The sequence below is a fragment of the Burkholderia sp. BCC1644 genome (genome assembly GCF_902833225.1).
GTDB lineage: Bacteria > Pseudomonadota > Gammaproteobacteria > Burkholderiales > Burkholderiaceae > Burkholderia.
On the sequence record NZ_CADFEI010000005.1, the window covers coordinates 130,610 to 156,881 of the forward strand.

Genomic DNA, 26,272 nt, shown 5'->3' on the forward strand with positions numbered 1-26,272 from the left:
CGTCTTGTTCTCCGTGAGGATGCGAATCGGTGACCAGCCTGGGGCGCGTTTCCGTCCGGAAGCCGCCCCTGCGGCGCGCCCGTCAGCGGCCCCGGACGGGCGTGGCGCACGGCGTGCGGGCCACCATGCGGGCGGCGCGACGCCGCCTTACAATATCGGCTTACCCAGAGGCGCTCAACATGTCGTTTTCCCGAAGCGCAGCCGATACGGCTGACACCCTCCCCGACCTCGCCGCCACGCTCGGCGCGCCCGCCGCAGGCGCGTTCGTCACGCTCGGCGATGCGTTTCATACGCGGCTGCCGGCCGCGCCGCTTGCCGCGCCGTACGTCGTCGGCTTTTCCGGCGAAGTCGCGCAGTTGCTCGACCTGCCGCCGTCGATCGCCGCGCAGCCCGGCTTCGCCGAGCTGTTCGCCGGCAACCCGACACGCGACTGGCCCGCGCACGCGATGCCGTACGCGTCGGTGTATTCCGGTCACCAGTTCGGCGTGTGGGCGGGCCAGCTCGGCGACGGCCGCGCGCTGACGATCGGCGAACGCACCGGCTCGGACGGCCGCCGCTACGAGCTGCAGCTGAAAGGCAGCGGCCGCACGCCGTACTCGCGGATGGGCGACGGCCGCGCGGTACTGCGCTCGTCGATCCGCGAATTCCTGTGCTCGGAAGCGATGCATCACCTCGGCATCCCGACCACGCGCGCGCTGACGGTGATCGGCTCCGACCAACCGGTGGTGCGCGAGGAAATCGAGACGTCGGCCGTCGTCACGCGCGTGTCGGAGAGCTTCGTGCGCTTCGGCCACTTCGAGCACTTCTTCTCGAACGATCGCCCCGACCTGCTTCGCCAGCTCGCCGATCACGTGATCGACCGCTTCTATCCGGCATGCCGCGACGCGGATGACCCCTACCTCGCGCTGCTCGAAGCCGCGACGCTGCGCACGGCCGACCTCGTCGCGCAGTGGCAGGCCGTCGGCTTCTGCCACGGCGTGATGAACACCGACAACATGTCGATCCTCGGCGTGACGATCGACTACGGCCCGTTCGGCTTCGTCGACGCGTTCGATGCGAATCACATCTGCAACCACTCGGACAACAGCGGCCGCTATGCGTACCGGATGCAGCCGCGCATCGCGCACTGGAACTGCTACTGCCTCGCGCAAGCGCTGCTGCCGCTGATCGGGCTGCAGCACGGCATCGCCGACGACGATGCGCGCGCCGAGCGTGCGGTGGACGATGCGCAGGCCGTGCTCGCGAAATTTCCGGAACGTTTCGGCCCCGCGCTCGAACGCGCGATGCGCGCGAAGCTCGGCCTCGAGCTCGAACGCGAGAACGACGCCGAACTCGCGAACAAGCTGCTCGAGACGATGCACGCGAGCCACGCGGATTTCACGCTGACGTTCCGCCGCCTCGCGCAGATCTCGAAGCACGACGCGAGCCGCGACGCCCCGGTGCGCGACCTGTTCATCGACCGCGAAGCGTTCGATGCGTGGGCGAACCTCTACCGCGCGCGGCTGTCCGAGGAAACGCGCGACGACGCCGCACGCGCGGCCGCGATGAACCGCGCAAACCCGAAATACGTGCTTCGCAACCATCTGGCCGAAGTTGCGATCCGGCGCGCGAAGGAAAAGGATTTTTCGGAAGTCGAGCGGCTCGCGCAGATCCTGCGTCGCCCGTTCGACGAACAACCCGAGCATGAAGCATACGCGGCGTTGCCGCCCGACTGGGCCGGGTCGCTCGAAGTGAGCTGCTCGTCCTGAGCCCGCAACCCGCGCGTATCGACCGACCGATCAGGAGAACCCCACATGTCCCACGATTCCGACGACAAGACCTTCCCGTACCAGAAGGACGACGCCGACCTGCGCCGCCGGCTCACGCCGATGCAGTACGAGGTCACGCAGCATGCGGCGACCGAGCGCGCATTCACCGGTGAATACACCGACACGGAAGACGCCGGCATCTACAAATGCGTCGTCTGCAGCACGCCGCTGTTCGAATCCGGCTCCAAGTTCCACTCGGGCTGCGGCTGGCCCAGCTACTTCAAGCCGCTCAACGGCGAGGTGATCGACGAGAAGGTCGACTACTCGCACGGGATGGTGCGCGTCGAGGTGCGCTGCAACCATTGCGGCGCGCATCTGGGCCACGTCTTCGAGGACGGCCCGCGCGACCAGACCGGTTTGCGTTACTGCATCAATTCGGCTGCGTTAAACTTCGAGTCCCGACCCGAAAACGACTGAGCGGCGCCGGGCGGATCGGCGGGGTCGACCCTCGCCGGCCGGCCAGCCCCGGGCTGGCCGCCCCGATCCGCAACGGTGGTGCCTGGCGGGTCCCTACAACGGTGAAAGGCCGCGCAAGCGGCCTTTCACGCAGCTGCGAGCGCCATGAAATTCCTGTTCGATCTGTTTCCGATCATCCTGTTTTTTGTCGCCTTCAAGGTCTGGGGCATCTTTACCGCCACCGCCGTCGCGATCATCGCGACGCTGGCCCAGGTTGCATGGGTCGCTTTCCGGCACCGGAAGGTCGACACGATGCTGTGGGTGAGCCTCGGCGTGATCGTCGTCTTCGGTGGCGCCACCCTCGTCCTGCATGACGAGAAATTCATTCAATGGAAGCCGACTGTGCTGTACTGGTTGTTTGCGGTCGGGTTGCTCGCCGCGCGTTATGCGTTCAGCAAGAACCTGATCGAGAAGATGATGGGCAAGCAGCTCACGCTGCCGACTCCCGTGTGGGACAAGCTGAACGTCGCATGGGCGCTGTTCTTCGCGGTGCTCGGCGTCGCGAACCTGTACGTGGTACACAACTTCACCGAATCGCAATGGGTGAACTTCAAGCTGTTCGGTACGACGGGCGCGATGGTCGTGTTCATCATCCTGCAGAGCCTGTGGCTCACGAAATACCTGAAGGACGAGTGACATGACGGACGCCTTTCTCCACGCCTCGCCCGACGAGCGCATCGCGCTGATCGAAGCGCGCCTCACCGCATCGCTGGCGCCGCTGGCGCTCACCGTGCGCGACGACAGCGCGCAGCACGCGGGCCACGCCGGCGCGTCCGCCGGCGGCCACTTCACGGTCACGATCGTGTCGTCCGCCTTCGCGGGCAAGCCGCGCGTCGCGCGGCACCGGCTGGTGTATGATGCGCTCGCTGATGCGATGCAGCGCGGCATTCACGCGCTCGCGATCGTGGCTTACACGCCCGAAGAATTCAACGAATCTTCAATCTAGTCTCATTAGGAATTCCCGATGATCCTGAAATCCCCCCGCCTGTGGGTCGCGGCGGCTGCTTTTGCAGCGGCACCGGCATTTGCCCAGAACATCGCCGTCGTCAACGGCACGCCGATTCCGAAGTCCCGCGCCGATGCGATGGTCGCGCAGCTCGTCCAGCAAGGCCAGACCGACGGCCCGCAACTGCAGCAGGCCGTGCGCCAGGAACTCGTGAACCGCGAAATCCTGATGCAGGAAGCGATCCGCGAAGGCATCCCGAATCGTCCGGACGTGAAGGCGCAAGTCGCCGTCGCGCAGCAGACCGTCGTGCTGCGCTCGATGATCGAGAGCTTCCTGAAGAAGAACCAGCCGACCGACGCCGAAGTGAAGGCGCGCTATGACGATCTCGTCAAGGGCGCCGGCGGCAACCGCGAATACCACCTGCACCACATCCTCGTCGACAACGAGCAGCAGGCGAAGGACCTGATCGCGAAGATCAAGGCCGGCGCGAAGTTCGAGGATCTCGCGAAGCAGTTCTCGAAGGATCCGGGTTCGGGCAAGAACGGCGGCGATCTCGACTGGTCCGATCCGAAGGCGTACGTGCCGGAATTCGCGGCAGCGGCGCAGAAGCTGCAGAAAGGCCAGATGACCGACACGCCGGTGAAGACGCAGTTCGGCTGGCACATCATCCGCGTCGACGACATTCGCGACATCGCTCCGCCGCCGCTCGAGCAGGTGAAGGCGCAGATCGCGCAGCAGCTCGTGCAGCAGAAGCTGCAGGCGTTCGAGGAAGGTCTGCGTCAGCAGGCGAAGATTCAGTAACGTCGGCGATACTCGCCCGCGCATCGAAAAGCCGCTCTTCGGAGCGGCTTTTTTATTGCCCGCAGGCTGACTGCCGGCGCATCACGATACGCTGCGGCGCACCCAAAGAAAAAGCCGCTCCGAAGAGCGGCCTTTCCCGTGTGCCGGATCGACTCGCGCCGCACCCTTGCGTTACGCAGGGTAGAACACGTCGTGATAGCGAACGTCGCCCGACGGCCGCGGCGCCGAGTCGTCGAGCGACAGCGCAAGGAAATACTCGGGCGGCACGCCCGGGAACACGATGTCGCTGGACGGCGCGAAGCCGAACCGCGTGTAGTACGCGGGTTCCCCGAGCAGCACGCAACCGCGCGCGCCAAGCCGGCGCAACGCATCAAGCCCCGTGCGCACCATTCCGGCGCCGATGCTCTGCCGCTGGCAGCCGGGCAGCACCGCGAGCGGCGCCAGCCCGTACCAGCCCTGGCTGCCGGACGGCACGCCGCCGATCGACACCGGCGAGAACGCAACGTGCCCGATCACGCGGCCGTCACGTTCCGCGACGAGCGAGACGCTCAACGCACCGTCCGCACGCAGTGCGTCGACGATCCGCCGTTCGAACTGCCCGCCCTCCGGTTCACCCGCGAACGCGGCGACGATCACGCGGCCGATCGCATCGACATCGCCCGCGCGCTCGTCGCGCAGCGTGACGACCTCGACCGGCGCATTCGGGTCGAACATCATCCCGCTCAACCGATCCAGCGGCGTGCGTTACGGAACACGCGCATCCACGGGCTCGCTTCACCCCAGCTTTCCGGGTGCCAGCTCATTGCGACCGTACGATGCACACGCTCCATGTGCGGCATCAGCACCGAGAAGCGGCCATCGGCCGTCGTGACCGACGTAATCCCGGCCGGCGAGCCGTTCGGGTTGAACGGATAACGCTCGGTCGCTTCGCCGCGGTGGTCGACGAAACGCATCGCGACCGCGACGCGATCGATGTCGCCCTGCTGCGAGAAGTCCGCATAGCCTTCACCGTGCGCGACCGCGACCGGAATCCGCGAGCCTTCCATCCCGGCGAAGAAGATCGACGGCGACTTCTCGACTTCGACGAACGAGAAGCGCGCCTCGAACTGCTCGGACTTGTTGCGCGTGAACTTCGGCCACGCTTCCGCGCCCGGGATCATCGACGCGATGCTCGACAGCATCTGGCAGCCGTTGCAGATGCCGAGGGCGAACGTGTCCGGCCGCGCGAAGAACGCCGAGAACATGTCGGCGAGGTTCGCGTTGAAACGAATCGTCTTCGCCCAGCCTTCGCCCGCGCCCAGCACGTCGCCGTACGAGAAGCCGCCGCATGCGACCGCACCCGCGAAATCGGCAAGATTCGCGCGGCCGGCGAGCAGGTCGCTCATGTGTACGTCGTGCGCGTCGAAGCCTGCACGGTCGAACGCGTAGGCCGTTTCCAGGTGCGAGTTCACGCCCTGCTCGCGCAGGATCGCGACGCGCGGCCGTGCACCGGTCGCGATGAACGGCGCGGCGATGTCGTCGGCCGGATCGAAGCTCAGCACCGGCGAGATGCCCGGATCGGCCGCGTCGAGCAACGCGTCGTATTCGGCATCCGCGCAGGCGGGGTTGTCACGCAGGCGCGCGATGCGCCAGCTCACTTCGCCCCATGCGCGATGGAGTTCGGTACGCGGTGCGTCGAAGATCTTCTTCGCGTCGCGGTACACCTCGATCACGTCGCGGTCGTTGACCGAGCCGATCACGTGCGAGCATGCCGACAGGCCGAACTCGCGCAGCGCGCCGAGCACCGCGTCACGGTCGGACGCGCGCACCTGCACGACGGCGCCGAGTTCTTCCGAGAACAGCGCGCGCAGCGTGCGGTCGTCACGACGGCCGCTCGTCTGCTTCGCCCAGTCCTTCGCGTCGCCGTAGTCGGATTCGTGATTCGGATCGAGCGTCAGCATGTCGACGTTCAGCGACACGCCCGTGTGGCCCGCGAATGCCATTTCGCACACCGTCGCCCACAGGCCGCCGTCCGAGCGGTCGTGGTAGGCGAGCAGCTTGTCCTGCGAATTGAGCGACTGGATCGCGTTGAAGAATCGCTTCAGGTCTTCGGCATCGTCGACGTCCGGCGTCGTGTCGCCGACCTGCTGCGTCACTTGCGCGAAGATGCTGCCGCCCATCCGGTTCTTGCCGCGGCCGAGATCGATCGCGATCAGCACGCTGTCACCCGCATCGGCGACGCGGCGCAGCTGCGGCGTCAGGTGACGGCGCACGTCCTCGACCGGCGCGAACGCGGAGATGATCAGCGACACCGGCGACACCACTTCCTTCGCGACGCCCTGTTCGTCCCACTTCGTCTTCATCGACAGCGAGTCCTTGCCGACCGGGATGCCGATCCCGAGTGCCGGGCACAGCTCCATGCCGATCGCCTTGACCGTGTCGAACAGCGCGGCGTCCTCGCCGGCCGTGCCGCACGCGGCCATCCAGTTCGCCGACAGCTTCAGCTTGTCGAGCGATGCGATCGGCGCGCTCGCGATGTTCGTGATCGCCTCGCCGACGGCCATGCGGCCCGATGCGGGCGCGTCGATCACCGCGAGCGGCGTGCGCTCGGCCATCGTCATCGCCTCGCCCTTGAAGCCCGCGTAGTCGAGCGCAGTGACCGCGCAGTCGGCCACCGGCACCTGCCACGGGCCGACCATCTGGTCGCGCACCGACGTGCCGCCGACCGAACGGTCGCCGATCGTGATCAGGAACGACTTGCTGCCGACCGTCGGGTGCTTCAGCACGTCGACCGCGACTTCCGACAGCGCGATGCCCGTCACGTCGACCGGCGTGCGCTCGGTCGCCACGCGCGCGACGTCGCGATGCATGCGCGGCGGCTTGCCGAGCAGCACTTCCATCGGCATGTCGACCGGGTATTCGTCGGCGCCCGTCGCTTCGTCGTCGACGAGCTTCAGCTGGCGTTCGTCGGTCGCAACACCGACCACCGCGAACGGGCAGCGCTCACGCGCGCAGATCGCCTCGAAGCGCGGCAGGTCGGCCGGCGCGATCGCCAGCACGTAGCGCTCCTGGGCTTCGTTCGACCAGATTTCGCGCGGCGACAGGCCCGATTCCTCGAGTGCGACCTTGCGCAGTTCGAAGCGCGCGCCCTTGCCCGCGCCGTCGACGATTTCCGGGAACGCGTTCGACAGGCCGCCCGCGCCGACGTCGTGGATGCTCAGGATCGGGTTTTCCGCGCCGAGCTGCCAGCAGCCGTTGATCACTTCCTGCGCGCGACGCTCGATTTCAGGGTTGCCGCGCTGCACCGAGTCGAAGTCGAGCTCGGCCGTGTTCGCGCCGGTCGCCATCGAGCTCGCGGCGCCGCCGCCCATCCCGATCCGCATGCCGGGGCCGCCGATCTGGATCAGCAGCGAGCCTGCCGGCACGTCGTGCTTGTGCGTATGTTGATCGGCGATGTTGCCGAGGCCACCCGCGATCATGATCGGCTTGTGATAGCCATGCACCTTCCCGCCGACGTTCTGCTCGTACACGCGGAAATAGCCGCCGAGGTTCGGGCGGCCGAATTCGTTGTTGAACGCTGCGCCGCCGAGCGGGCCGTCGATCATGATCTGCAGCGGCGATGCGATGCGGTCCGGACGACCGTACGGGCCGTGCGCGTCGTTCGGGTTGCGCTCGCCGACCGGCTGCGCTGCGTCACGTGCGTTTTCCCACGACTGGCGGGCGTCCGGCAGGTCGAGGTTCGACACGGTGAAGCCCGTCAGGCCGGCCTTCGGACGCGCGCCGCGGCCCGTCGCGCCTTCGTCGCGGATCTCGCCGCCCGCGCCGGTCGCCGCACCCGGGAACGGCGAGATCGCCGTCGGGTGGTTGTGCGTCTCGACCTTCATCAGCGTGTGCGTGAGCTCGGTGTGGCGGCCGTAGCGCTCGCCCGGCTCGCCGGCCGCGCCCGCGTTGCGCGGGAACCAGCGCTCGGCTTCGGCGCCGACCATGATCGACGAGTTGTCCGAATACGCGACGATCGTGCCCTGCGGGTTCAGCTTTTCGGTGTTGCGGATCATCGAGAACAGCGACATGTCCTGCGCTTCGCCGTCGATCGTCCACTGCGCGTTGAAGATCTTGTGGCGGCAGTGCTCGCTGTTCGCCTGCGCGAACATCATCAGTTCGACGTCGGTCGGGTTGCGTTCGAGCTTGCGGAACGCGTCGACCAGGTAGTCGATTTCGTCGTCGGCGAGCGCGAGGCCCAGCTCGACGTTCGCGCGCTCGAGCGCACCGCGGCCGACGCCCAGCACGTCGACGCTCGTCAGCGGCTTGGCCGGCAGTTCGTCGAACAGGTGCTTCGCGTCGTCGCGCGCCGCGACCACGCTTTCGGTCATCCGGTCATGCAGCGCATCCACGACGGCTGCACGCGCGTCGTCGGACAGCGCCTTCTTGCCGCCGAGCAGACCCGACTTCAGCGTGACCGTGAATTCGACGCCGCGCTCGATGCGGCGCACCTGCGTGAGACCGCAGTGCTGCGCGATGTCGGTCGCCTTGCTCGCCCACGGCGAAACCGTACCGAAGCGCGGCAGCACGACGAAGGTCTCGACCGTGCCCTTCTCGGCGGCCGGCTGGAACGGCTCGCCGTAGTGCATCAGCGCGTCGATGCGCGTGCTGTCGTCGGCCGACAGCGGTTCGGCCGCATTGACGAAGTGCAGGAACTGCCCGCGCACCGCGACGATGTTGGCGTCGATTTGCCTGAGCGTGTCGAGCAGACGGGTTTGACGGAAATCGGAGAGGGCCGAAGCGCCGGGAAAACACGAGAAGTGAGCCATGGGCTGGACTGACGTCGATGAGTCGCGCGAGGTGGCGACGTGGGGCGAAAGGAAGGCCGTAATTATACCCGGAAGTCGGGCGCCCAAGACCGGCCGATCGGTAGTCCGCGTGCACCGCAACGGTGCCCGGGTGCGCGCCGCGCACGGCCGCCCGCCGGGCCGGCCCGCGCGGGTGCGGGCGCCGGCCGCCACGGCGCGACTGCACGGCGCATGCTCGCCCGACGCCGGTTTCCGCGATTTTGGCGCTATCATTCCGGGTTCACCGGGCCCGGGCCCTCAGCGAATTCTCACCGGGCGGCGCGCGCGCCGCCCGTCATCGAAGCAATCCATGGATGTCATCGTCATCGGCGGCGGAATCAGCGGCGTCGCCACCGCCTACCAGCTGCGCGCGGCCGGCCATCGCGTGTGCGTGGTCGAACGCCACGCGACCGTCGCGCAGGGCGCCACCTACGGCGACGGCGGCGCACTGCTGCCGAGCCCGCTCGATGTCTGGTTCGGCCCGACCTTCATGCGCCAGCGCCAGCCGCGCGACAGCGGCATCGTCTACAAGCCGGGCTTCAACGGCGGCGTGCGCCGCTTCGTCAAGCAGCTCGGCACGCTGCGCGAGCCCGACGCGTTCGCCGCGCAGTACGCGCGGCTGCGCCCGCTGATCGACGCGTCGCGCGACACGCTCGCCGACATCGAGGCCCGCCTCGAACTCGAATTCGAGCAGAAGCCCGGCATCCTGCACGTCGTGCGCGACCCGCGCGACTGGGAAGCGCTGCAGCCCGCACTCGACCTGCTGCGCACGCTCGACCAGCCGTACCGTACGCTCACCGCCGACGAATGCGCGGCGCTCGAACCGTCGGTGCCGGCCGAACCCGGCTTCGCCGGCGGCGTGCTGCTCGAAACCGAGCGCACCGGCAACTGCCCGCTGTTCGCGAAACTGGTCAAGCAGACGCTCGACGAGCATGGTGTGCAGTTCCGCTTCGGCGCTGACGTCGCCGCGATCCGCGTCGACAACGGCCGCGCCGCGGTCGAGCTCGTGCCGTCCGGCCAGCGGACCGCGGCCAAGGCGCGCGAAGTCGACGTGATTTCCGCCGACGCGATCGTGGTCGCCGCCGGCGCCGGCAGCGTGCCGCTGCTCGAACGGCTCGGCTGGCGCCTGCCGCTGCACCCGGTGCGCGTCCACACGCTCACCGCGCCGGTCGCTTACGAAGAACATGCGCCGCACCTGAGCGTCGTCGATTCGATCAAGCGGATCTCGATCACGCGCACCCATCAGCGGCTGCGCATCGGTGGCGGCGCCGTGCTGCAGAGCCTCGCCGACACCGCGAAACCGCTCGCCGAGCCGCTGTCCGAGGCCGCGCTCGCCCTGCTCGGCCAGGCCGTTCACGACTGGGTGCCGGGCGCCGCCAAAATCTCGGCCGCGCTGTCGTGGCAAGGCATGCAGCTGCTGTCGCCGGACGGCCTGCCCGTGGTGGGTCCGACCCCGCATCCGCGCGTGTTCGTCAATTTCGGCCATGGCCCGACCGGCTGGGGGCTCGCGTGCGGGTCTGCTAAAGTGGTGACCGACTACCTGGGCGGCGACGCCCAGCAGTGGCCCGCCGACACGCTCGCCGCGCTCAGCGCCGGCCGCTTCACGACCTGACCGCCGCGGGCCCGTCTCGTGGCGGCATCCTTGCCAGCCGCCACGATCCCGATGACCGTTACCCGCCCGCTTCCCGATTCCGATCCGATCGCACTGCTGCGCGTCGCCGACCTGCGCTCAGCCGAAGCCGACGCCACCGCGGCGCTGCCGCCGCACACGCTGATGGGCCGCGCGGGCGCCGCCGCCGCGCATTGGCTGTCCGAGCGCGTCGCCGGCGATGACCGCCCCGTCTGGTTCGCGGTCGGCCCCGGCAACAACGGCGGCGACGCACTGGTGGCCGCCGCGCATCTCCAGCAGCTCGGTGTCGCGACGCAAGCGTGGATGCCGGTACCGGTCAAACCGGACGACGCGCAATGGGCGCTCGGCCTCGCACGCGCGGCCGGCGTCCCGCTGTCGGCCACGCCGCCTGCATCGCTGGACGAATACGCGTGGGTCGTCGACGGGCTGTTCGGCATCGGTCTCGGCCGCGCGCTCGACGGCGCATTCGCCGAGCAGGCCACGCGCATCGCCGCGCATGCGCGCAACGGCGGTCGTGTCCTCGCACTCGACGTGCCGAGCGGGCTCGACAGCGATACCGGCCGGATCGTCGGCGCGGGCGTCGCCGTCGCGGCCACCCATACGCTCACCTTCATCGGCGCGAAGCCGGGCCTCTACACGGGTGACGGCCGTGACCTCGCCGGCGAGATCGACATCGCGTCGCTCGACGTCGCGCCGCCCGCCGCACCGGCCATCGTGCTGAATGCGCCCGCTCGGTTCGCCGCGGCGCTCCCCGCGCGCGCATTCTCGTCGCACAAGGGCACCTACGGCAGCCTTGCCGTACTCGGCGGCGACACCGGCATGTGCGGCGCACCGATCCTGGCCGCGCGCGCCGCGCTGTTCGCGGGCGCCGGCAAGGTACATGTCGGCTTCCTCGGCGCCGGTGCGCCGCCGTACGATCCGCCCTTCCCCGAACTGATGCTGCACCCGGCCGATACCCTCGACCTCGGTGCGATGACCGCGATCGCCGCCGGTTGCGGGCTCGGCACGCGCGAGGCCGCGGCGACGCTCGTGCGCGACGTGCTCGCACACGCCGCCGCGACGCTGCTCGATGCCGACGCGCTGAACCTCGTCGCGACGCACGCGGATCTCGCGGCCGCCGTCGCCGCACGCGGCGCGCGCGGCAATCCGTGCGTGCTGACGCCGCATCCGCTCGAAGCCGCGCGGTTGCTCGGCAGCGACACGGCCGCCGTGCAGCACGACCGCATCGCGGCCGCGCAGGCGCTCGCGGCCCGTCATGCGGCGATCGTCGTGCTGAAAGGCTCGGGCACGGTGATTGCGGCACCCGACGGCCGCGTGACGATCAACCCGACCGGCAACGCGGCGCTTGCCACCGGCGGCACCGGCGATGTACTCGGCGGCCTGATCGGCGCGCTGCTTGCGCAGCGCGTCGCGCCGTACGAAGCGGCGCTCGCGGGCGTCTACCTGCACGGGCTCGCGGCCGACACGCTGACCGCGAACGGCATCGGTCCTTCCGGACTCACCGCGGGCGAACTCGCACCGATGGTGCGCTCGCTGATCAATCGCCTTTTTTATCCGTCGCCACGCGCCGACACGTAACGCCGCTATACTGACTGCCCCGCCGCACGGCGGGCCTTCTCGTCCGCCGGCCTTCCGATCCCGATGAGCCGGCGCGGCATTCCTCCCGATTCACGCTTCACTCGAACCGCCATGACGCTGAATTCGCTCCCCGCCTGGACTGCCCTTCAATCCCACTTCGAACAGATCCGTCACGCCCGGCTGCGCGACTGGTTCGCGCCGGAAAACGATCGCGCGCCGACGCGCGCCGAACGCTTCACGATTCCGGGCGGCGGTCTCGCCGCCGATTTCTCGAAGAACCGCATCAACGACGAAACGCTGCGCCTGCTCGCGCAACTCGCGCGCGACGCGGGTGTCGAAGCGCGCCGCGACGCGATGTTCGCGGGCGAGATCGTCAACCCGACCGAAGGCCGCGCCGCGCTGCACACCGCACTGCGCGCGACCGATCCGCAAGCGCCGTTCCACGCCCAGGTGAGCGCCGAGCGCGCGAAGATGGCGACGTTCGCGCGCGCCGTGCGCAGCGGCACGTGGACCGGCTACACGGGCAAGCGCATCCGTCACGTGATCAACATCGGCATCGGCGGCTCCGATCTCGGGCCGAAGATGGTCGTGCATGCGCTGCATCACGTCGCGACGCCGGAAATCTCGACCCACTTCGTATCGAACGTCGACGGCGCCGATCTCGCGCGCGTGCTCGAACAGGTCGACCCCGAGGAAACGCTCGCGATCATCGTATCGAAGACCTTCACGACGCTCGAGACGATGACCAACGCACGCTCGCTGCGCGACTGGTTCGTCGCGCGCGGCTGCCCCGAGGACGCGCTGTCGAAGCACTTCGTCGGCGTGTCGGCGAACCCGGCCGAAGTCGTGAAGTTCGGCATCGCCGCGGAGAACGTGTTCGAAATGTGGGATTGGGTCGGCGGCCGTTATTCGCTGTGGTCGGCGGTCGGCCTGTCGATCATGATCGCAATCGGCCCCGAGCAATTCGACGAACTGCTGGCCGGCGCGAACGACATGGATCGCCACTTCCGCGAAGCGCCGCTCGAACGCAACCTGCCGGTGCTGCTCGGCATGATCGGCATCTGGTACCGGAATTTCTTCGGCTCGCAGAGTTATCTCGTCGCACCGTACTCGGAAGCGCTGCACTACCTGCCGTCGTACCTGCAGCAGCTCGAAATGGAGAGCAACGGCAAATCCGCGCGCCTGGACGGCACCTTCGTCGATTACCCGACGTCGGCCGTTACGTGGGGCGAGCCGGGCACCAATGGCCAGCACGCGTTCTTCCAGATGCTGCACCAGGGGCCGACGATCGTGCCGATCGACTTCATCGCGGTGCTGACGCCCGAGCACCCGCTCGCGAGCCATCATCCCAAGCTGCTCGCGAACTGCTTCGCGCAGAGCGAGGCATTGATGCTCGGCCGCACGCTCGAAGAAGCCCGCAAGGTCGCCGGGCCCGGCAAGGAGGCGCTCGCGCCGCACCTGACGTTCCCCGGCAATCGCCCGACCACGACGCTGCTCGTCGATGCGCTGACGCCGCGCACGCTCGGCGCGCTGATCGCGCTTTATGAACACAAGGTGCTCGTGCAGGCAACGGTGTGGGACATCAATCCGTTCGACCAGTGGGGCGTCGAGCTCGGCAAGATTCTCGGCAAGGTCGTGGAAGCCGACCTGTCGGCCGAATCGGTCGATCCGGCGAAGCACGACTCGTCGACCACGGCGCTGATCGAGCGCGCCCGCGCAGCGCTCAAGCGCTGACGCACCAAGCGCATGCCCGTGCCGGCCGCGCAGCACACCCTGCTCGGCCGGCAGAACAATTCATGCGTGGCGCTATGCCGTATGCGGCGCGACGATGCGACCGGTGTCGAGCGTCACGGTCGTCGCGCAGCGACGCGCGAGTTCGGCATCGTGCGTGACGAGCACGAGCGTCGCGCCGTGCGTGCGGTTCAGCTCGAACATCAGGTCGATGACGGCATGGCCCGTCGCCGCGTCGAGACTGCCGGTCGGCTCGTCGGCAAACAGGATCGCCGGGCGCGTGACGAACGCACGCGCCAAAGCGACGCGCTGCTGCTCGCCGCCCGACAGCAGCTTCGGATAATGCGCGGTACGCTCGCCGAGCCCGACCTGCACGAGCAGCGCGCGGGCGCGATCCGCCGCATCGCGCGCGCTGATGCCCCCCTGCAGCTCAAGCGGCAGCATCACGTTCTCGAGCGCCGTCAGGTGCGGCATCAGCTGGAACGACTGGAACACGAACCCGACCGCGCCGTTGCGCAGCGCGGCGCGCTCGTCCTCGTCGAGCTGGTCGAGCGCGCGGCCGAGCAGGCGAACCGTGCCGCTCGTCGCACTGTCCAACCCTGCGAGCAGGCCGAGCAGCGTCGACTTACCCGACCCCGACGCGCCGACGATCGCAAGGCTGCTGCCCGGCCGCACGGCAAGCGTGATGCCGTCGAGGATCGTCAGCTCGCCCGTCGCATCGGCGACCCGCTTGCACACGTCATGGACTTCGATGATTGGATCGGTAATCTTGAACATGGACACGACATTTCGCTGGAAAAGACGCACGGCGGTCGCCGCGCTGCTGGGCACCCTGCTGGCCGCCGCCGTACCGGCACACGCCGCGACGGCGCCAGCATCAGGCCAGCCCGTGATCGTCGTGCTCGGCGACAGCCTGTCGGCCGAATACGGGCTCGCGCGCGATACCGGCTGGGTAGCGTTGCTGCGACAACGGCTCACGACGGAGCGAATCGATTATAGCGTCGCGAACGCCAGCGTCAGCGGCGACACCACGAGCGGCGGCCGCGCGCGGCTGCCCGCGGTGCTGCAGCGGCTCAAGCCGTCGATCGTCGTCGTCGAGCTTGGTTCGAACGATGCGCTGCGCGGCGTGCCGCTCGCCACGACCGAACAGAACCTGCGCGACATCATCGCCGGTGCGCGACAGGTGCAGGCCAAGGTCGTGCTGGTCGGCATGTATGTGCCGCCCAATTACGGCCCCGACTACACGCAGAAGTTCCACGCCGTCTATACGCGACTGTCGAAGGATCTCGGCGTGCCGCTCGTGCCGTTCCTGCTGGCCGGCATCGAGAACAAGCCCGAGATGTTCCAGGCCGACCAGATGCATCCCACGCAGCAGGCGCAGGGCATTCTGCTCGACAACGTCTGGCCGGCGCTGAAACCGTTGCTCGGCAAACCGCGCGGCTGACGCCGCCGCCCCGCCGGAAAACAAAAAGCCCCGCTCGAAGCGGGGCTTTTTGGGTTGCGTGCGAAACGATGCTCAGTTGTCGCCGTCCTGCTTCTGGCTGGACGTCGAACCGTACAGCTTCACCTTCGAGCGATCGCGCAGCGCGGTGAGATAGGCCTCGCCTTCGCTCTGTGCGTCGACCTGCGCCATCTGCTGCTGCGCGGCCGCCAGTTGCTGCGGATCGACCGCCGAACCGGGGATCACCGCGTTCACGCGGTAGATCGCGTAGCCGTCTGCGCCGAGATCGACACCGACGTAGGCCGGCAGCGTCTTCGCATCGACCTTGTAGACGGCGCTCAATGCAGCGGGCGTCAGGCCTTGCGACTGCGTGCGCGACACCTTCTGCGCAGCGGAGAACCCGTCAGCCGACTTCGACTTCTGCAGCTCGGCCAGCTTCGCCGCGCCGTCCTTCTTCGCGAGTTCCGCAGCCTGCTCGGCAACGACCTTCTGGCGCACGACGTCCTTGATCGCGTCGAGCGCGGGCACGGCAGCCGGCTTGTAGTCGGTCACGCGCGCGGAGATCAGCGTGTTGTTGCCGACGTCGATCGCCTGCGTGTTGTTCTGGCTCTTCACCGAGTCGTTCGCGAACACGGCAGCCAGGAACTTCGGATTGTTCAGCGGGCTGGTCGGCGGCAGTTGCGGGTTCGGCGTCGGCGCGACAGTAGCCGTCTGGATCGTCAGCTTGTACTTGTCCGCGGCCGGCTGCAACGTCTTCGCCTTTTCGTACACGGTCGACGTGAAGCCTTCCGCGTTGTCCGTGAATGCCTTCGATGCGTACTGCTGCTTCAGGTCGACCGCGATCTGGTCCTTCACTTCCGCGAACGGCTTCACGGCCGCCGGCTTCACTTCGGTCGCCTTCAGGATGTGGAAGCCGAGATCCGACTGCACGACACCGCTCACGTCGCCCTGCTTGAGTGCGAACGCGGCATCGTCGAACGCCTTGCCGCCTGCCGTCGAGCCACGCGTGATGAAGCCGAGGTCGCCGCCCTTCGCGGCCGACGGTGCGTCCTGCGAGCTCTTCTGCGCGATCTGCGCGAACTGGTCCGGATGCGCCTTCACGTCGGCGAGCAGTTGCTCGGCCTTCGTCTTCGCTGCCGCCTTGTCGGCCGCGCTGGCGCTACCCGGTGCAGCGATGAAGATGTGGCTCACGCGCACCTGCGCTTCGGTGCGGAAGTGCGTCGGGTTGTCGTCGTAGAACTTCTTGATGTCCGCGTCGGTCGGCTGCGCGCTCGCGGCCGCTGCGGCCGGCGAATACACGAGGTACTGGATCGTCGCGGTCTCCGGCGTCGCGAAGCTCTGCTTGTGCGCGTCATAGTACGCGGCGAGCTGCGCGTCGGTCGGCTGGACCTTCGCTGCGAAGTCGCTCGTCTTCAGCACGAGCGCCTGCACTTCGCGTTGCTGCGCAGCGAGCTCGGACAGACGTTGCGCGAGGCTCTTCGGCGTAAATGCACTCGACACGATGCTGGCCGGAATCTGCTGCAGCGACAGGCTGTAGCGCACGCGCTCCTGGTACTGCTCGGGCGTCATCCCCTGGAACGACAGCAGCTGCGCATAGCGCTCGACGTCGATCGTACCGTCGGGCTTCTTCAGCGACGCGATCATCGGGTCGCTCATCAGCGCTTCGCGCACGGCGTTGTCGGAGGCGGTGAGGTGGAGGCGCTGCGTCTCGTCGGCCAGCACACGTTGCTGGATCAGGCCGTCGAGCACTTGCTTGCGATGCTCGGGCGTATCGAACATCTTGATGTCGAACTGCCCGCCGAGCGCCTGGCGCGCCTGGTCGATCTGCTGGCGGAACGCGCCGTCGAATTCGACCCGCGTGATCTTGTGCCCGTTGACTGCCGCGACGTTCGCACTATCGTCGAAGAAGCCGCGGAAGCCTTGGATCCCGACGAAACCCAGCCCCGGCAACACGATCAGGAGCAGGAGCGCCATCATCAGGCGCTGGTGATTACGGAAGAAATCGAGCATGCGTGACGGGAAAATTGGACAAAACGTCCGATATTACAACATACGGGGTGGGACGGGAGAAAAGCACGCGTGCTGCGTGCGGGCGCAGCCGGCAACGCAAATGAAAAAGCCCGCACAAGGCGGGCTTTCTCATTTTTTGGCGGAGCGGACGGGACTCGCCTACATCCCGCAGGCCGCGGATGCGCGTGCACGCGCATCCCTTCGAGTCCCGCCGGAAGCCGCGCAGGCGGCTTCCTCCGCTCCGTAGTCACGCGCCCGCCAGCGGGCGCAACCGACGACAGAAATGAAAAAGCCCGCACAAGGCGGGCTTTTTCATTTTTTTTGGCGGAGCGGACGGGACTCGAACCCGCGACCCCCGGCGTGACAGGCCGGTATTCTAACCGACTGAACTACCGCTCCTTGGTCTGGCTGAATCAGGAAACTGGTGGGTGCTGAGGGGTTCGAACCCCCGACCTACGCCTTGTAAGGGCGCCGCTCTACCAGCTGAGCTAAGCACCCGTTTCCGATTCGTTCTGACTGCGATCTGCGTTTCCGCATCAACAACCAGCGAGCCCGCAAGTTTAATTCATCCCTGATCATTTTGCCAAGCCCGCACGCGAATTTTTTTAAACGCTCATGCACGCGTTTTCAATGCGCATAAAAAAACCCGCGGACACGCCGCGGGTTTCGTGAACAACCGTCAGCAACGACGGCGCTCAGGGTCTCAGTGCTTGACGACTTCCGTCGAGCCGGCATCCTTCGCCGCCTCGCCGACCGGCGCTGCTGCCTTCGCCTCTTCTTCCGGCGGCAGCGGCGTCGGCGAACGCTCGAGCGCGAGCTCCAGCACCTTGTCGATCCAGCGGACCGGCACGATCTCGATCGCGTTCTTCACGTTGTCCGGAATGTCCGCGAGATCCTTCACGTTCTCTTCCGGAATCAGCACGAGCTTGATGCCGCCGCGATGCGCAGCCAGCAGCTTTTCCTTCAGCCCGCCGATCGGCAGCACTTCGCCACGCAACGTGATTTCGCCCGTCATCGCGACATCGGCACGCACGGGGATACCCGTCAGCACCGACACCAGCGCGGTCGTCATCGCACCGCCGGCGGACGGACCGTCCTTCGGCGTCGCGCCTTCCGGCACGTGGATGTGGATGTCCTGCTTCTCGAACGCTTCGTCCTTGATGCCCAGACGGCGCGAACGCGAGCGCACGACCGAACGCGCAGCCTCGACCGACTCCTTCATCACGTCGCCGAGCGAACCCGTACGGATCACGTTGCCCTTGCCCGGCATCACCGCGGCTTCGATCGTCAGCAGATCGCCACCGACTTCCGTCCACGCGAGACCCGTGACCTGGCCGACCTGGTTTTCCTTCGCCGCGAGGCCGAAGTCGTACTTGCGCACGCCGAGGAACGTGTCGAGGTTTTCACCGTCGACCTTGATCGCGCCCGATGCCTTCTTCAGCAGCAGCATCTTCACGACCTTGCGGCAGATCTTCGACACTTCCCGCTCGAGCGAACGCACACCGGCTTCGCGCGTGTAGTAGCGGATGATGTCGCGGATCGCCTGTTCGGTGACATCGATCTCGCCGTCCTTCAGCCCGTTGTTCTTCTTCTGCTTCGGCAGCAGGTAACGCTGGGCGATGCTGACCTTCTCGTCTTCCGTGTAACCCGACAGACGGATCACTTCCATCCGGTCGAGCAGCGGCGGCGGGATGTTCAGCGAGTTCGACGTCGCGACGAACATCACGTCCGACAGATCGAAGTCGACTTCGATGTAGTGGTCGGCGAACGTGTGGTTCTGTTCCGGATCGAGCACTTCGAGCAGCGCCGACGACGGATCGCCGCGGAAATCCATGCCCATCTTGTCGACTTCGTCGAGCAGGAAGAGCGGATTGCGCACGCCGACCTTCGTCAGGCTCTGCAGGATCTTGCCCGGCATCGAACCGATGTACGTACGGCGGTGGCCACGGATCTCGGCTTCGTCACGCACGCCGCCCAGCGCCATCCGGACGAACTTGCGGTTCGTCGCCCGGGCGATCGACTGGCCGAGCGAGGTCTTGCCGACGCCCGGGGGCCCGACGAGGCACAGGATCGGCGCCTTGACCTTGTCCACGCGCTGTTGCACCGCGAGATACTCGAGGATCCGTTCCTTGACCTTCTCGAGGCCGAAGTGATCCTCGTCGAGCACCTGCTCGGCGTTCGACAGGTCGTTGTTGACCTTGCTCTTCTTGCGCCACGGCAGGCCGATCAGCGTGTCGATGTAGTTGCGCACGACGGTCGCTTCCGCCGACATCGGCGACATCAGCTTCAGCTTCTTCAGCTCGGCGTCGGCCTTCTTCTTGGCTTCCTTCGGCATGCGCGCGGCGTTGATGCGCTTCTCGAGTTCCTCGAGATCCGCACCTTCCTCGCCTTCGCCCAGTTCCTTCTGGATCGCCTTGACCTGTTCGTTCAGGTAGTACTCGCGCTGGCTCTTTTCCATCTGGCGCTTCACGCGCCCGCGGATGCGCTTTTCGACCTGCAGGATGTCGATCTCGGCTTCGAGTTGCGCGAGCAGGTGCTCGAGGCGCTCGATGACCGGGAACATCTCGAGGATGTGCTGCTTCTGGTCGAGCTTCAGCGGCAGGCGCTCGGCGATCATGTCCGCGAGGCGGCCTGCTTCGTCGATACCCGACAGCGACGTGAGGATCTCCGGCGGGATCTTCTTGTTCAGCTTCACGTACTGGTCGAACTGCGACACGATCGCGCGGCGCAGCGCTTCCGTTTCAGCGCTGTCGGCGTGATCGGGCTCGAGCGGCATCACTTCGCAGGAGAACTGCGTCTCCTGCTCTTCGATCGACAACGCCTTTGCGCGCTGCAAGCCTTCGACGAGCACCTTCACGGTGCCGTCCGGCAGCTTCAGCATCTGCAGGATGTTCGCGATACAACCGACCTCGTACATGTCCTTTTCGGTCGGCTCGTCCTTGGCCGCGGTTTTCTGGGCGACGAGCATGATGTGCTTGCCGCCTTCCATCGCTGCTTCGAGGGCCTTGATCGATTTCGGCCGGCCCACGAAGAGCGGAATCACCATGTGCGGGAAAACGACGACATCCCGCAGCGGCAGCAGCGGGAGCGTGATGCGTTCCGGCGGGAGAAGTTGGGTGCCTGACATTTCATTTCCCCATGAGTGGAATCAATTGTTCGGTAATTGAGGCCGCCACAACGAATTGCAAGCCTTCAAGTGCGGGAAATATTCGGTAAGAAAGTAACCACCGCGTTTCGAGTCAGAGTTACCCACAAGATAAACGAAAAAAAGCCGCCCACGGTCTCATGAACGGCCTTTTTCGCAGAACATCGTCGGCAAGCCGGTCAGTTCGAACCCGCCACCTTCGGCGTGTCCTCGTAGATCAGCAAAGGCTTGCCGTCGCCATCGATGACGTTCTCGTCGATGATGACTTTGCTGACCCCTTTCATCGTCGGCAGCTCGTACATCACGTCGAGCAACGCCTGTTCGATGATCGAACGCAAACCGCGCGCGCCGGTCTTGCGGCGAATCGCCTTGCGGGCGACTGCCTGCAACGCGCCCGGCCGGATCTCGAGCTCGACGCGCTCCATCGCGAACAGCTTGTGATACTGCTTGACGAGCGCATTCTTCGGCTCGACCAGGATCTTCATCAGCGCCGCTTCATCGAGCTTGCCGAGCGTCGCGACCACCGGCAGGCGGCCGATCAACTCGGGGATCAGACCGAATTTGATCAGGTCTTCCGGTTCCGTTTCGCGCAGCACTTCGCCCGCGTCGCGTTCCTGCTTGCTCTTGACCGTCGCGCCGAAGCCGATGCCGGTTTTCTCGGTGCGATCGGTGATCACCTTTTCGAGGCCGTCGAACGCGCCACCGCAGATGAACAGGATGTTGGTCGTGTCGACCTGGATGAAATCCTGGTTCGGGTGCTTGCGGCCACCTTGCGGCGGCACCGACGCCATCGTGCCCTCGACGAGCTTCAGCAGTGCCTGCTGGACGCCCTCGCCCGACACGTCGCGCGTGATCGACGGGTTGTCCGACTTGCGGCTGATCTTGTCGATTTCGTCGATGTAGACGATCCCGCGCTGGGCCTTGTCGACCTCGTAGTTGCAGTTCTGCAACAGCTTCTGGATGATGTTCTCGACGTCCTCGCCGACATAGCCGGCTTCGGTCAGCGTCGTCGCATCGGCGATCACGAACGGCACGTTCAGCAACCGCGCGAGCGTCTGCGCGAGCAGCGTCTTGCCGGAGCCCGTCGGGCCGATCAGCAGGATGTTGCTCTTCGACAGCTCGACGTCGTCCTTCTTGTCGAGATGCTTCAGGCGCTTGTAGTGGTTGTACACGGCCACCGCGAGGATCTTCTTCGCACGCTCCTGGCCGATCACGTACTGATCGAGGATGTCGCGAATTTCCTGCGGGCTCGGCAAATCCGACCGGGACAGGCTGGCCTCGACGCCGGCAGCTGCCGCCTCGTCGCGAATGATCTCGTTGCAGAGGTCGATACATTCATCGCAGATGAACACCGACGGGCCCGCGATGAGTTTTTTCACCTCATGCTGGCTCTTCCCGCAAAACGAGCAATACAACAGCTTCTCGCTGTTCGAACCTTTTTTGTCCGCCATGAATGTAGAGCCTCCGGACAGGTAAATGACATGATACGCCGAATGCTCCGGACGCCGCGCCTAGGGCGCGACCGGAGCCGGCTGGATGTGCTTGCCGCAGATGCTCAGGGCGTTCGGGGCAGCAGGGGCCGCCGCACGAATCGGGGCGGCACCCTACTTAAGCTCACGGGCGCTTCAGCAACACCTGATCGATCAGCCCGTACGCCTTCGCATCCTCGCTCGACATGAAGTTATCACGGTCGGTGTCGCGCGCGATGCGCTCGACGTCCTGGCCCGTGTGCTGCGCGAGCAACTGGTTCAGCCGCTCCTTCAGGTAGAGGATTTCGCGTGCCTGGATCTCGATGTCGGACGCCTGGCCGCGCGCGCCGCCGAGCGGCTGGTGAATCATCACGCGCGAATTCGGCAGCGCGAAGCGCTTGCCCTTCGCACCCGACGCGAGCAGGAACGCGCCCATGCTGGCCGCGAGCCCCATGCACAGCGTCGACACGTCCGGCTTGATGAACTGCATCGTGTCGTAGATCGCCATGCCGGCCGACACCGACCCGCCCGGGCTGTTGATGTACAGGCTGATGTCCTTGTCGGGATTCTCGCTCTCGAGGAACAGCAATTGCGCGACCACGAGATTGGCGGTCTGGTCGTTCACTTCGCCGACCATGAACACCAGGCGCTCCTTCAGGAGACGCGAGTAGATATCGTACGAACGCTCGCCGCGGCCGCTCGTTTCGACGACGATCGGCACCAGCCCCAGCGCTTGCGCCTCGAAACCCTGCGGCGCGTTCGAAGCAAGCATGTCCAGCAATTCAGCGCGAGTGATCATTCAATGAACCTTGTTCGAATGGAAAATTGAACGGAAGGAAGCCGCCCGCTCAATCGCCATATTAATGGCAACCGTGCGCTTGACGTAAAAACGGCGTGCGGGCCGTCGCTCCGACAGCCGGCACGCCGCTAGAGCGACACTTACGCTTGCGCCGATGCGCTCGCGAGTGCCTCGAAGCTCACTTCCTTGTCCGTCACCTTCGCCTTGCCCAGCACGAAATCGACGACGTTGCTTTCAACGACGAACGCTTCCATCTCGGCGAGGCGCTGCTGGTTGGAATAATACCAGCGGACCACTTCCTTCGGGTCTTCGTAGCTCTTCGCGAACTCGTCGACTTCCGCGCGGATCTGTTCCGGCTTCGCTTCCAGGTTGTTCGACTTCACGAGTTCGGCCAGCACGAGGCCCAGCTTCACGCGGCGCTCGGCCTGCTCGGCGAACATTTCCGCCGGGATCGGTGCGTCCTTCGCGTTCGGCACGCCGCGCTGCGCCAGATCCTGGCGAGCCATTTCGACGAGGCGTTGCTGGTCTTGCTCGATCAGCGCCTTCGGCACGTCGAGTTCGGAGATCTTCAGCAGCGCATCCATCACCTGGTTCTTGACGATCGACTGCGTGCGACGCTTCGCTTCGCGCTCGAGATTCTCCTTGATCTCGCCGCGCATCTTCGTGAGGTCGCCGTCTTCGATGCCGAGCGACTTCGCGAATTCGCCGTCGATTTCCGGCAGGTGCGGCCACTCGATCTTCTTCATCGTGACCGTGAATTGCGCCGTCTTGCCGGCAACATCGGCACCGTGGTAATCGTCCGGGAACTTCAGGTCGAACGTACGCGCTTCACCAACCTTCAGGCCAAGTGCGGCGGTTTCGAATTCCGGCAGCATGCGGCCTTCGCCGAGCACGAACGGGAAGTCTTCGGCCGTGCCGCCCTGGAACGCGACGTCGTCGATCTTGCCGACGAAGTCGACCGTCACGCGGTCGCCGTTCTTCGCTGCGGTATCCGCGCCGCCGTCACCGTGCTCGCCGGCTTCGCCACGTGCGTGGAAGTGCACGCGCTGCTTGCGCAGGATGTCGAGCGTGCGGTCGATTTCGGCGTCGCTGATCGACGTCGTCGAGCGCTCGACTTCAGCCGTCGCCAGATCACCGATCTTCACTTCCGGGTAGACCTCGAACGTCGCGTCGAACGCGTATGCATCCTCAGCCTGTTCCTGCTTCGGCTCGAAGCTCGGCTGGCCGGCGACGCGCAGGTTTTCCGCGCGGCTGATCGTGAAGAATTCCTGGCCGATCTTGTCGCTCAGCACTTCGGCTTCGACCTGACCCGCGTACTGTTGCGCGACCATCTTCAGCGGCACCTTGCCCGGGCGGAAACCCGGCATGCGCACGTTCTTCGCGAGTTTCTGGATACGGGCGTCGATTTCCTTCTGCACGGTGTCTTTCGGCAGGGAAATCGTCACGCGGCGTTCAAGCTTGCCGAGGTTCTCAACAACGTTAGCCATGGCTTCAATCGTCCTAAAATTATTCGAGCGAATCGGGTTTTCCTTGCCGTGCCTGCCTGCAGCATGCGATGCGTCGCACTCGCACGCCGCGCCGGAGCGCCACGCCATCCCTGCACGCGCCGAATGGCTAGCGCAAGCGGCTCGGAGCACGGCTTTGGCCGGAAGAATCGACTATTCTAGCAAACAATTTTCCTCGTACCGCCAGATCAGCGCGTCGCGCGTGCATCCTCGCCATGCCGACAGCCCCGCGCACGGCAACGCGCGCGGATCGCCGCTATGCCGAACGCCGTATCCTCCACGGCCCCACCATCCTGTAAGCTCCAATGGAAAGTGAGCCGTCATTGCGGCCGCGTCATTCTTCACACCAATCACGCCTTCCGGAGACACCATGCCGCAACACCCGTCCGCGCCTGTCGTCGTCATCGCGCCCGATTCGTTCAAAGGCTCGCTTTCCGCCGAGCAGGTCGCGGACGCGATCGCCACCGGCATCCGCCACGCCCGGCCCGACGCGGTCGTGCGCTGCTGTCCGATGGCCGACGGCGGCGAAGGCACGCTCGACGCGATGCTGGCGGGCGGCGGCACGCGGCGCACGTTGCAGGTGGCCGGCGCGTCGCTCGCGGCACGCGACGCGGCGGTCGGCGTGATCGACGCGCGCACCGCGATCGTCGAGACGGCCGAGATCGTCGGCATTACCGACGCGGTCGGCATGAGCGTACCGGTCGACGCGCGCAGCACGCGCGGGATGGGCGAGGCGATCCGCACGCTGCTCGACGACGGCGTGCGCCGCTTCTTCGTCGCGCTCGGCGGCAGCAGCACCAACGATGCGGGCGCCGGGCTGCTCGCAGGCCTCGGCCTGCAGTGCTTCGACGCCGCCGGCCAGCCGGTCGAGCCCGTGCCGTCGCGGCTCGCCGACATTGCGCGCGTCGACGCGTCGGCGCTCGACCCGCGCCTGAAGGAAACGGAATTCGTCGGCATGTCCGACGTCGACAACCCGCTGACGGGCGCGCACGGCGCGACCGCCGTGTTCGGCCCGCAAAAAGGTGTGACGCCCGATCAGGTTGCGACCCTCGACGCCGCCCTCGCCCGCTTCGCCGACCTGCTCGAAACCGCGCTGGACCGCCGCGGCCGCGACCTGCCGGGCGCCGGCGCCGCGGGCGGCCTCGGTTTCGCGCTGCACATGCTCGGCGCGCAGTTCGAAGCCGGCGCCGAAGTGGTCGCGCGCCAGGTCGGGCTCGACGCCGCGCTCGCCGGCGCCGACTGGCTGATCACCGGCGAAGGCCGCTCCGACGTGCAGACGCTGCACGGCAAGGCGCCGTTCATCGCATGCCGTCACGCACAGGCCGCCGGCGTGCCCGCGTCGCTGCTGTCGGGTGCGGTCGACCCGGCCGCGCTGCCGCGCCTGTCCGAGCATTTTTCCGGCTGCTTTTCGCCGGCTCCCGGGCCGATCACGCTCGACGTCGCGATCCGCGACGCGGCCAATCTGCTCGCGAACGAAGCGGAACAATTGACGCGCCTGAAATACGGTGCACACTGACCGTTGACCCGAGCGCGCGATACAGGAACAATCGGGCCCGCCCTTTTTCTTCAGGATTCGACATGAAAGGCCGTCAAGCCGGGCTCGATCAGTTTCTGACCTATCGCCTCCACGCGCTCACGAAGCGCTCCGACCGCGGGATCGGCGAGGTGTACCGGCACAAGCTCGACATCTCGCTGCCCGAGGCGCGCGTGATCGCCGCCGTCGGCGCGTTCGGTCCGTTCTCGATCATGGATCTCGCGCGTCACACCAATCTCGACAAGAGCCAGGCAAGCCGCGCGGCCGAGGCGCTGCTGCGCCAGGGCCTGCTCGAGCGTAGCGCGAGCGAGGAGGACGGCCGGATCGTGCTGATCGCACTGACTGGCGACGGCCGCGCGCTGCATCGCAAGATCATGCCGATCGTGCGCAAATGGAACGACGGCCTGCTCGCCTGCCTGTCCGACAGCGAACGCCAGACGTTCGAGCGGCTGCTCGACAAGGTCGTCGCGCACGCCACCGAGCGGGACGACTGAGCCGCATCGCGGGCGCCCGGCCCTATTGATCCGATGAATTCGACGGGCCGCCTACGTTGCCTGACCGGCAACGCGGGCGGCCCGCTTTGCGTCATGTGGCGGGCGCGATGAACGTCCCGC

Annotated in this window: 19 protein-coding genes and 2 tRNA genes; 11 read left to right on the forward strand and 10 right to left on the reverse strand. The window is 66.6% G+C overall.

The window, feature by feature from the left end:
• Positions 1–179 precede the first annotated feature (179 nt).
• The 5 genes from HWX87_RS11570 to HWX87_RS11590 all read left to right on the forward strand — a co-directional run bounded on the left by HWX87_RS11570 (position 180) and on the right by HWX87_RS11590 (position 4,011).
• Positions 180–1,748 (forward strand): protein adenylyltransferase SelO, encoded by a 1,569-nt coding sequence (locus HWX87_RS11570; protein ID WP_176047254.1) that lies wholly within the window; start codon positions 180–182, stop codon positions 1,746–1,748.
• 45 nt (positions 1,749–1,793) lie between these two features.
• On the forward strand, positions 1,794–2,225 hold the full coding sequence (gene msrB, locus HWX87_RS11575) for a peptide-methionine (R)-S-oxide reductase MsrB (protein ID WP_176047255.1): 432 nt from the start codon (positions 1,794–1,796) through the stop codon (positions 2,223–2,225).
• A gap of 144 nt (positions 2,226–2,369) precedes the next feature.
• Complete coding sequence (locus HWX87_RS11580) at positions 2,370–2,900, forward strand: septation protein A (RefSeq protein ID WP_176047256.1); 531 nt, start codon at positions 2,370–2,372, stop codon at positions 2,898–2,900.
• Position 2,901: 1 nt separating this feature from the next.
• Positions 2,902–3,210 carry a BolA family protein gene (locus HWX87_RS11585; protein ID WP_176047257.1) on the forward strand — a complete coding sequence of 103 codons (309 nt, stop codon included), beginning with the start codon at positions 2,902–2,904 and terminating at the stop codon, positions 3,208–3,210.
• Positions 3,211–3,228: 18 nt separating this feature from the next.
• A complete protein-coding gene (locus tag HWX87_RS11590) occupies positions 3,229–4,011 on the forward strand; it encodes a peptidylprolyl isomerase (RefSeq protein WP_176047258.1) in 783 nt (260 codons plus the stop codon).
• Positions 4,012–4,182: 171 nt separating this feature from the next.
• Here the strand turns inward: HWX87_RS11590 and HWX87_RS11595 are convergent, their stop codons facing one another.
• Positions 4,183–4,728, reverse strand: coding sequence for an N-acetyltransferase (locus HWX87_RS11595; RefSeq protein WP_176047259.1), 546 nt, complete (start codon positions 4,726–4,728; stop codon positions 4,183–4,185).
• Positions 4,729–4,733: 5 nt separating this feature from the next.
• Positions 4,734–8,798, reverse strand: coding sequence for a phosphoribosylformylglycinamidine synthase (gene purL, locus HWX87_RS11600; RefSeq protein ID WP_176047260.1), 4,065 nt, complete (start codon positions 8,796–8,798; stop codon positions 4,734–4,736).
• A gap of 328 nt (positions 8,799–9,126) precedes the next feature.
• On the opposite strand from purL, the gene HWX87_RS11605 reads away from it, so the two are divergent.
• The 3 genes from HWX87_RS11605 (at position 9,127) to pgi (ending at position 13,758) form a co-directional block, all read left to right on the forward strand.
• On the forward strand, positions 9,127–10,428 hold the full coding sequence (locus HWX87_RS11605; protein ID WP_176047261.1) for an FAD-dependent oxidoreductase: 1,302 nt from the start codon (positions 9,127–9,129) through the stop codon (positions 10,426–10,428).
• A gap of 51 nt (positions 10,429–10,479) precedes the next feature.
• Positions 10,480–12,024: an NAD(P)H-hydrate dehydratase gene (locus HWX87_RS11610; RefSeq protein ID WP_176047262.1), complete on the forward strand. Its 1,545-nt coding sequence runs from the start codon at positions 10,480–10,482 to the stop codon at positions 12,022–12,024.
• A gap of 111 nt (positions 12,025–12,135) precedes the next feature.
• The gene (gene pgi / locus HWX87_RS11615; RefSeq protein ID WP_176047263.1) at positions 12,136–13,758 is read left to right on the forward strand and encodes a glucose-6-phosphate isomerase; all 1,623 of its coding nucleotides are present in this window, start codon (positions 12,136–12,138) and stop codon (positions 13,756–13,758) included.
• A 72-nt stretch (positions 13,759–13,830) separates the two neighbouring features.
• Here the strand turns inward: pgi and HWX87_RS11620 are convergent, their stop codons facing one another.
• Positions 13,831–14,532, reverse strand: a complete 702-nt coding sequence (locus HWX87_RS11620) for an ABC transporter ATP-binding protein (protein ID WP_124450440.1) — start codon at positions 14,530–14,532, stop codon at positions 13,831–13,833.
• Between HWX87_RS11620 and HWX87_RS11625 the strand changes: the two genes are divergently transcribed.
• A complete protein-coding gene (locus HWX87_RS11625) occupies positions 14,531–15,199 on the forward strand; it encodes an arylesterase (RefSeq protein WP_176047264.1) in 669 nt (222 codons plus the stop codon). The two genes, HWX87_RS11620 and HWX87_RS11625, sit on opposite strands and share 2 nt — an antisense overlap.
• Before the next feature lie 72 nt (positions 15,200–15,271).
• Here the strand turns inward: HWX87_RS11625 and HWX87_RS11630 are convergent, their stop codons facing one another.
• The 7 genes from HWX87_RS11630 to tig all read right to left on the reverse strand — a co-directional run bounded on the left by HWX87_RS11630 (position 15,272) and on the right by tig (position 24,106).
• Positions 15,272–17,206, reverse strand: a complete 1,935-nt coding sequence (locus HWX87_RS11630) for a SurA N-terminal domain-containing protein (protein ID WP_176047265.1) — start codon at positions 17,204–17,206, stop codon at positions 15,272–15,274.
• Between the two features lie 322 nt (positions 17,207–17,528).
• Positions 17,529–17,605 (reverse strand) — tRNA-Asp (locus tag HWX87_RS11635).
• Positions 17,606–17,628: 23 nt separating this feature from the next.
• A tRNA-Val gene (locus HWX87_RS11640) sits at positions 17,629–17,704 on the reverse strand.
• Between the two features lie 205 nt (positions 17,705–17,909).
• Positions 17,910–20,333, reverse strand: a complete 2,424-nt coding sequence (gene lon / locus HWX87_RS11645) for an endopeptidase La (RefSeq protein WP_176047266.1) — start codon at positions 20,331–20,333, stop codon at positions 17,910–17,912.
• A gap of 197 nt (positions 20,334–20,530) precedes the next feature.
• The gene (gene clpX / locus HWX87_RS11650) at positions 20,531–21,802 is read right to left on the reverse strand and encodes an ATP-dependent Clp protease ATP-binding subunit ClpX (RefSeq protein ID WP_006489345.1); all 1,272 of its coding nucleotides are present in this window, start codon (positions 21,800–21,802) and stop codon (positions 20,531–20,533) included.
• A gap of 163 nt (positions 21,803–21,965) precedes the next feature.
• On the reverse strand, positions 21,966–22,619 hold the full coding sequence (gene clpP / locus HWX87_RS11655; protein ID WP_010092137.1) for an ATP-dependent Clp endopeptidase proteolytic subunit ClpP: 654 nt from the start codon (positions 22,617–22,619) through the stop codon (positions 21,966–21,968).
• 140 nt (positions 22,620–22,759) lie between these two features.
• Positions 22,760–24,106, reverse strand: coding sequence for a trigger factor (gene tig, locus HWX87_RS11660; RefSeq protein WP_176047267.1), 1,347 nt, complete (start codon positions 24,104–24,106; stop codon positions 22,760–22,762).
• 388 nt (positions 24,107–24,494) lie between these two features.
• Here tig and HWX87_RS11665 point away from each other — a divergent pair, with 388 nt between their 5' ends.
• Together HWX87_RS11665 and HWX87_RS11670 are read left to right on the forward strand one after the other, a co-directional pair.
• Complete coding sequence (locus HWX87_RS11665) at positions 24,495–25,640, forward strand: glycerate kinase (RefSeq protein ID WP_176047268.1); 1,146 nt, start codon at positions 24,495–24,497, stop codon at positions 25,638–25,640.
• 62 nt (positions 25,641–25,702) lie between these two features.
• Positions 25,703–26,152: a MarR family transcriptional regulator gene (locus HWX87_RS11670; protein ID WP_176047269.1), complete on the forward strand. Its 450-nt coding sequence runs from the start codon at positions 25,703–25,705 to the stop codon at positions 26,150–26,152.
• The last annotated feature ends 120 nt before the right edge of the window (positions 26,153–26,272 follow it).

Bases quoted from the DNA above. Each gene is read 5' to 3' on its own strand.
- HWX87_RS11580 (WP_176047256.1), top strand. From the start codon at position 2,370: ATGAAATTCCTGTTCGATCTGTTTCCGATCATCCTGTTTTTTGTCGCC.
- pgi (WP_176047263.1), top strand. From the start codon at position 12,136: ATGACGCTGAATTCGCTCCCCGCCTGGACTGCCCTTCAATCCCACTTC.
- purL (WP_176047260.1), bottom strand. From the start codon at position 8,798: ATGGCTCACTTCTCGTGTTTTCCCGGCGCTTCGGCCCTCTCCGATTTC.
- HWX87_RS11585 (WP_176047257.1), top strand. From the start codon at position 2,902: ATGACGGACGCCTTTCTCCACGCCTCGCCCGACGAGCGCATCGCGCTG.
- tig (WP_176047267.1), bottom strand. From the start codon at position 24,106: ATGGCTAACGTTGTTGAGAACCTCGGCAAGCTTGAACGCCGCGTGACG.
- clpX (WP_006489345.1), bottom strand. From the start codon at position 21,802: ATGGCGGACAAAAAAGGTTCGAACAGCGAGAAGCTGTTGTATTGCTCG.
- HWX87_RS11605 (WP_176047261.1), top strand. From the start codon at position 9,127: ATGGATGTCATCGTCATCGGCGGCGGAATCAGCGGCGTCGCCACCGCC.
- HWX87_RS11630 (WP_176047265.1), bottom strand. From the start codon at position 17,206: ATGCTCGATTTCTTCCGTAATCACCAGCGCCTGATGATGGCGCTCCTG.
- HWX87_RS11620 (WP_124450440.1), bottom strand. From the start codon at position 14,532: ATGTTCAAGATTACCGATCCAATCATCGAAGTCCATGACGTGTGCAAG.
- clpP (WP_010092137.1), bottom strand. From the start codon at position 22,619: ATGATCACTCGCGCTGAATTGCTGGACATGCTTGCTTCGAACGCGCCG.
- HWX87_RS11610 (WP_176047262.1), top strand. From the start codon at position 10,480: ATGACCGTTACCCGCCCGCTTCCCGATTCCGATCCGATCGCACTGCTG.
- HWX87_RS11570 (WP_176047254.1), top strand. From the start codon at position 180: ATGTCGTTTTCCCGAAGCGCAGCCGATACGGCTGACACCCTCCCCGAC.
- HWX87_RS11670 (WP_176047269.1), top strand. From the start codon at position 25,703: ATGAAAGGCCGTCAAGCCGGGCTCGATCAGTTTCTGACCTATCGCCTC.
- msrB (WP_176047255.1), top strand. From the start codon at position 1,794: ATGTCCCACGATTCCGACGACAAGACCTTCCCGTACCAGAAGGACGAC.
- HWX87_RS11665 (WP_176047268.1), top strand. From the start codon at position 24,495: ATGCCGCAACACCCGTCCGCGCCTGTCGTCGTCATCGCGCCCGATTCG.
- HWX87_RS11595 (WP_176047259.1), bottom strand. From the start codon at position 4,728: ATGATGTTCGACCCGAATGCGCCGGTCGAGGTCGTCACGCTGCGCGAC.
- lon (WP_176047266.1), bottom strand. From the start codon at position 20,333: ATGTCAGGCACCCAACTTCTCCCGCCGGAACGCATCACGCTCCCGCTG.
- HWX87_RS11590 (WP_176047258.1), top strand. From the start codon at position 3,229: ATGATCCTGAAATCCCCCCGCCTGTGGGTCGCGGCGGCTGCTTTTGCA.
- HWX87_RS11625 (WP_176047264.1), top strand. From the start codon at position 14,531: ATGGACACGACATTTCGCTGGAAAAGACGCACGGCGGTCGCCGCGCTG.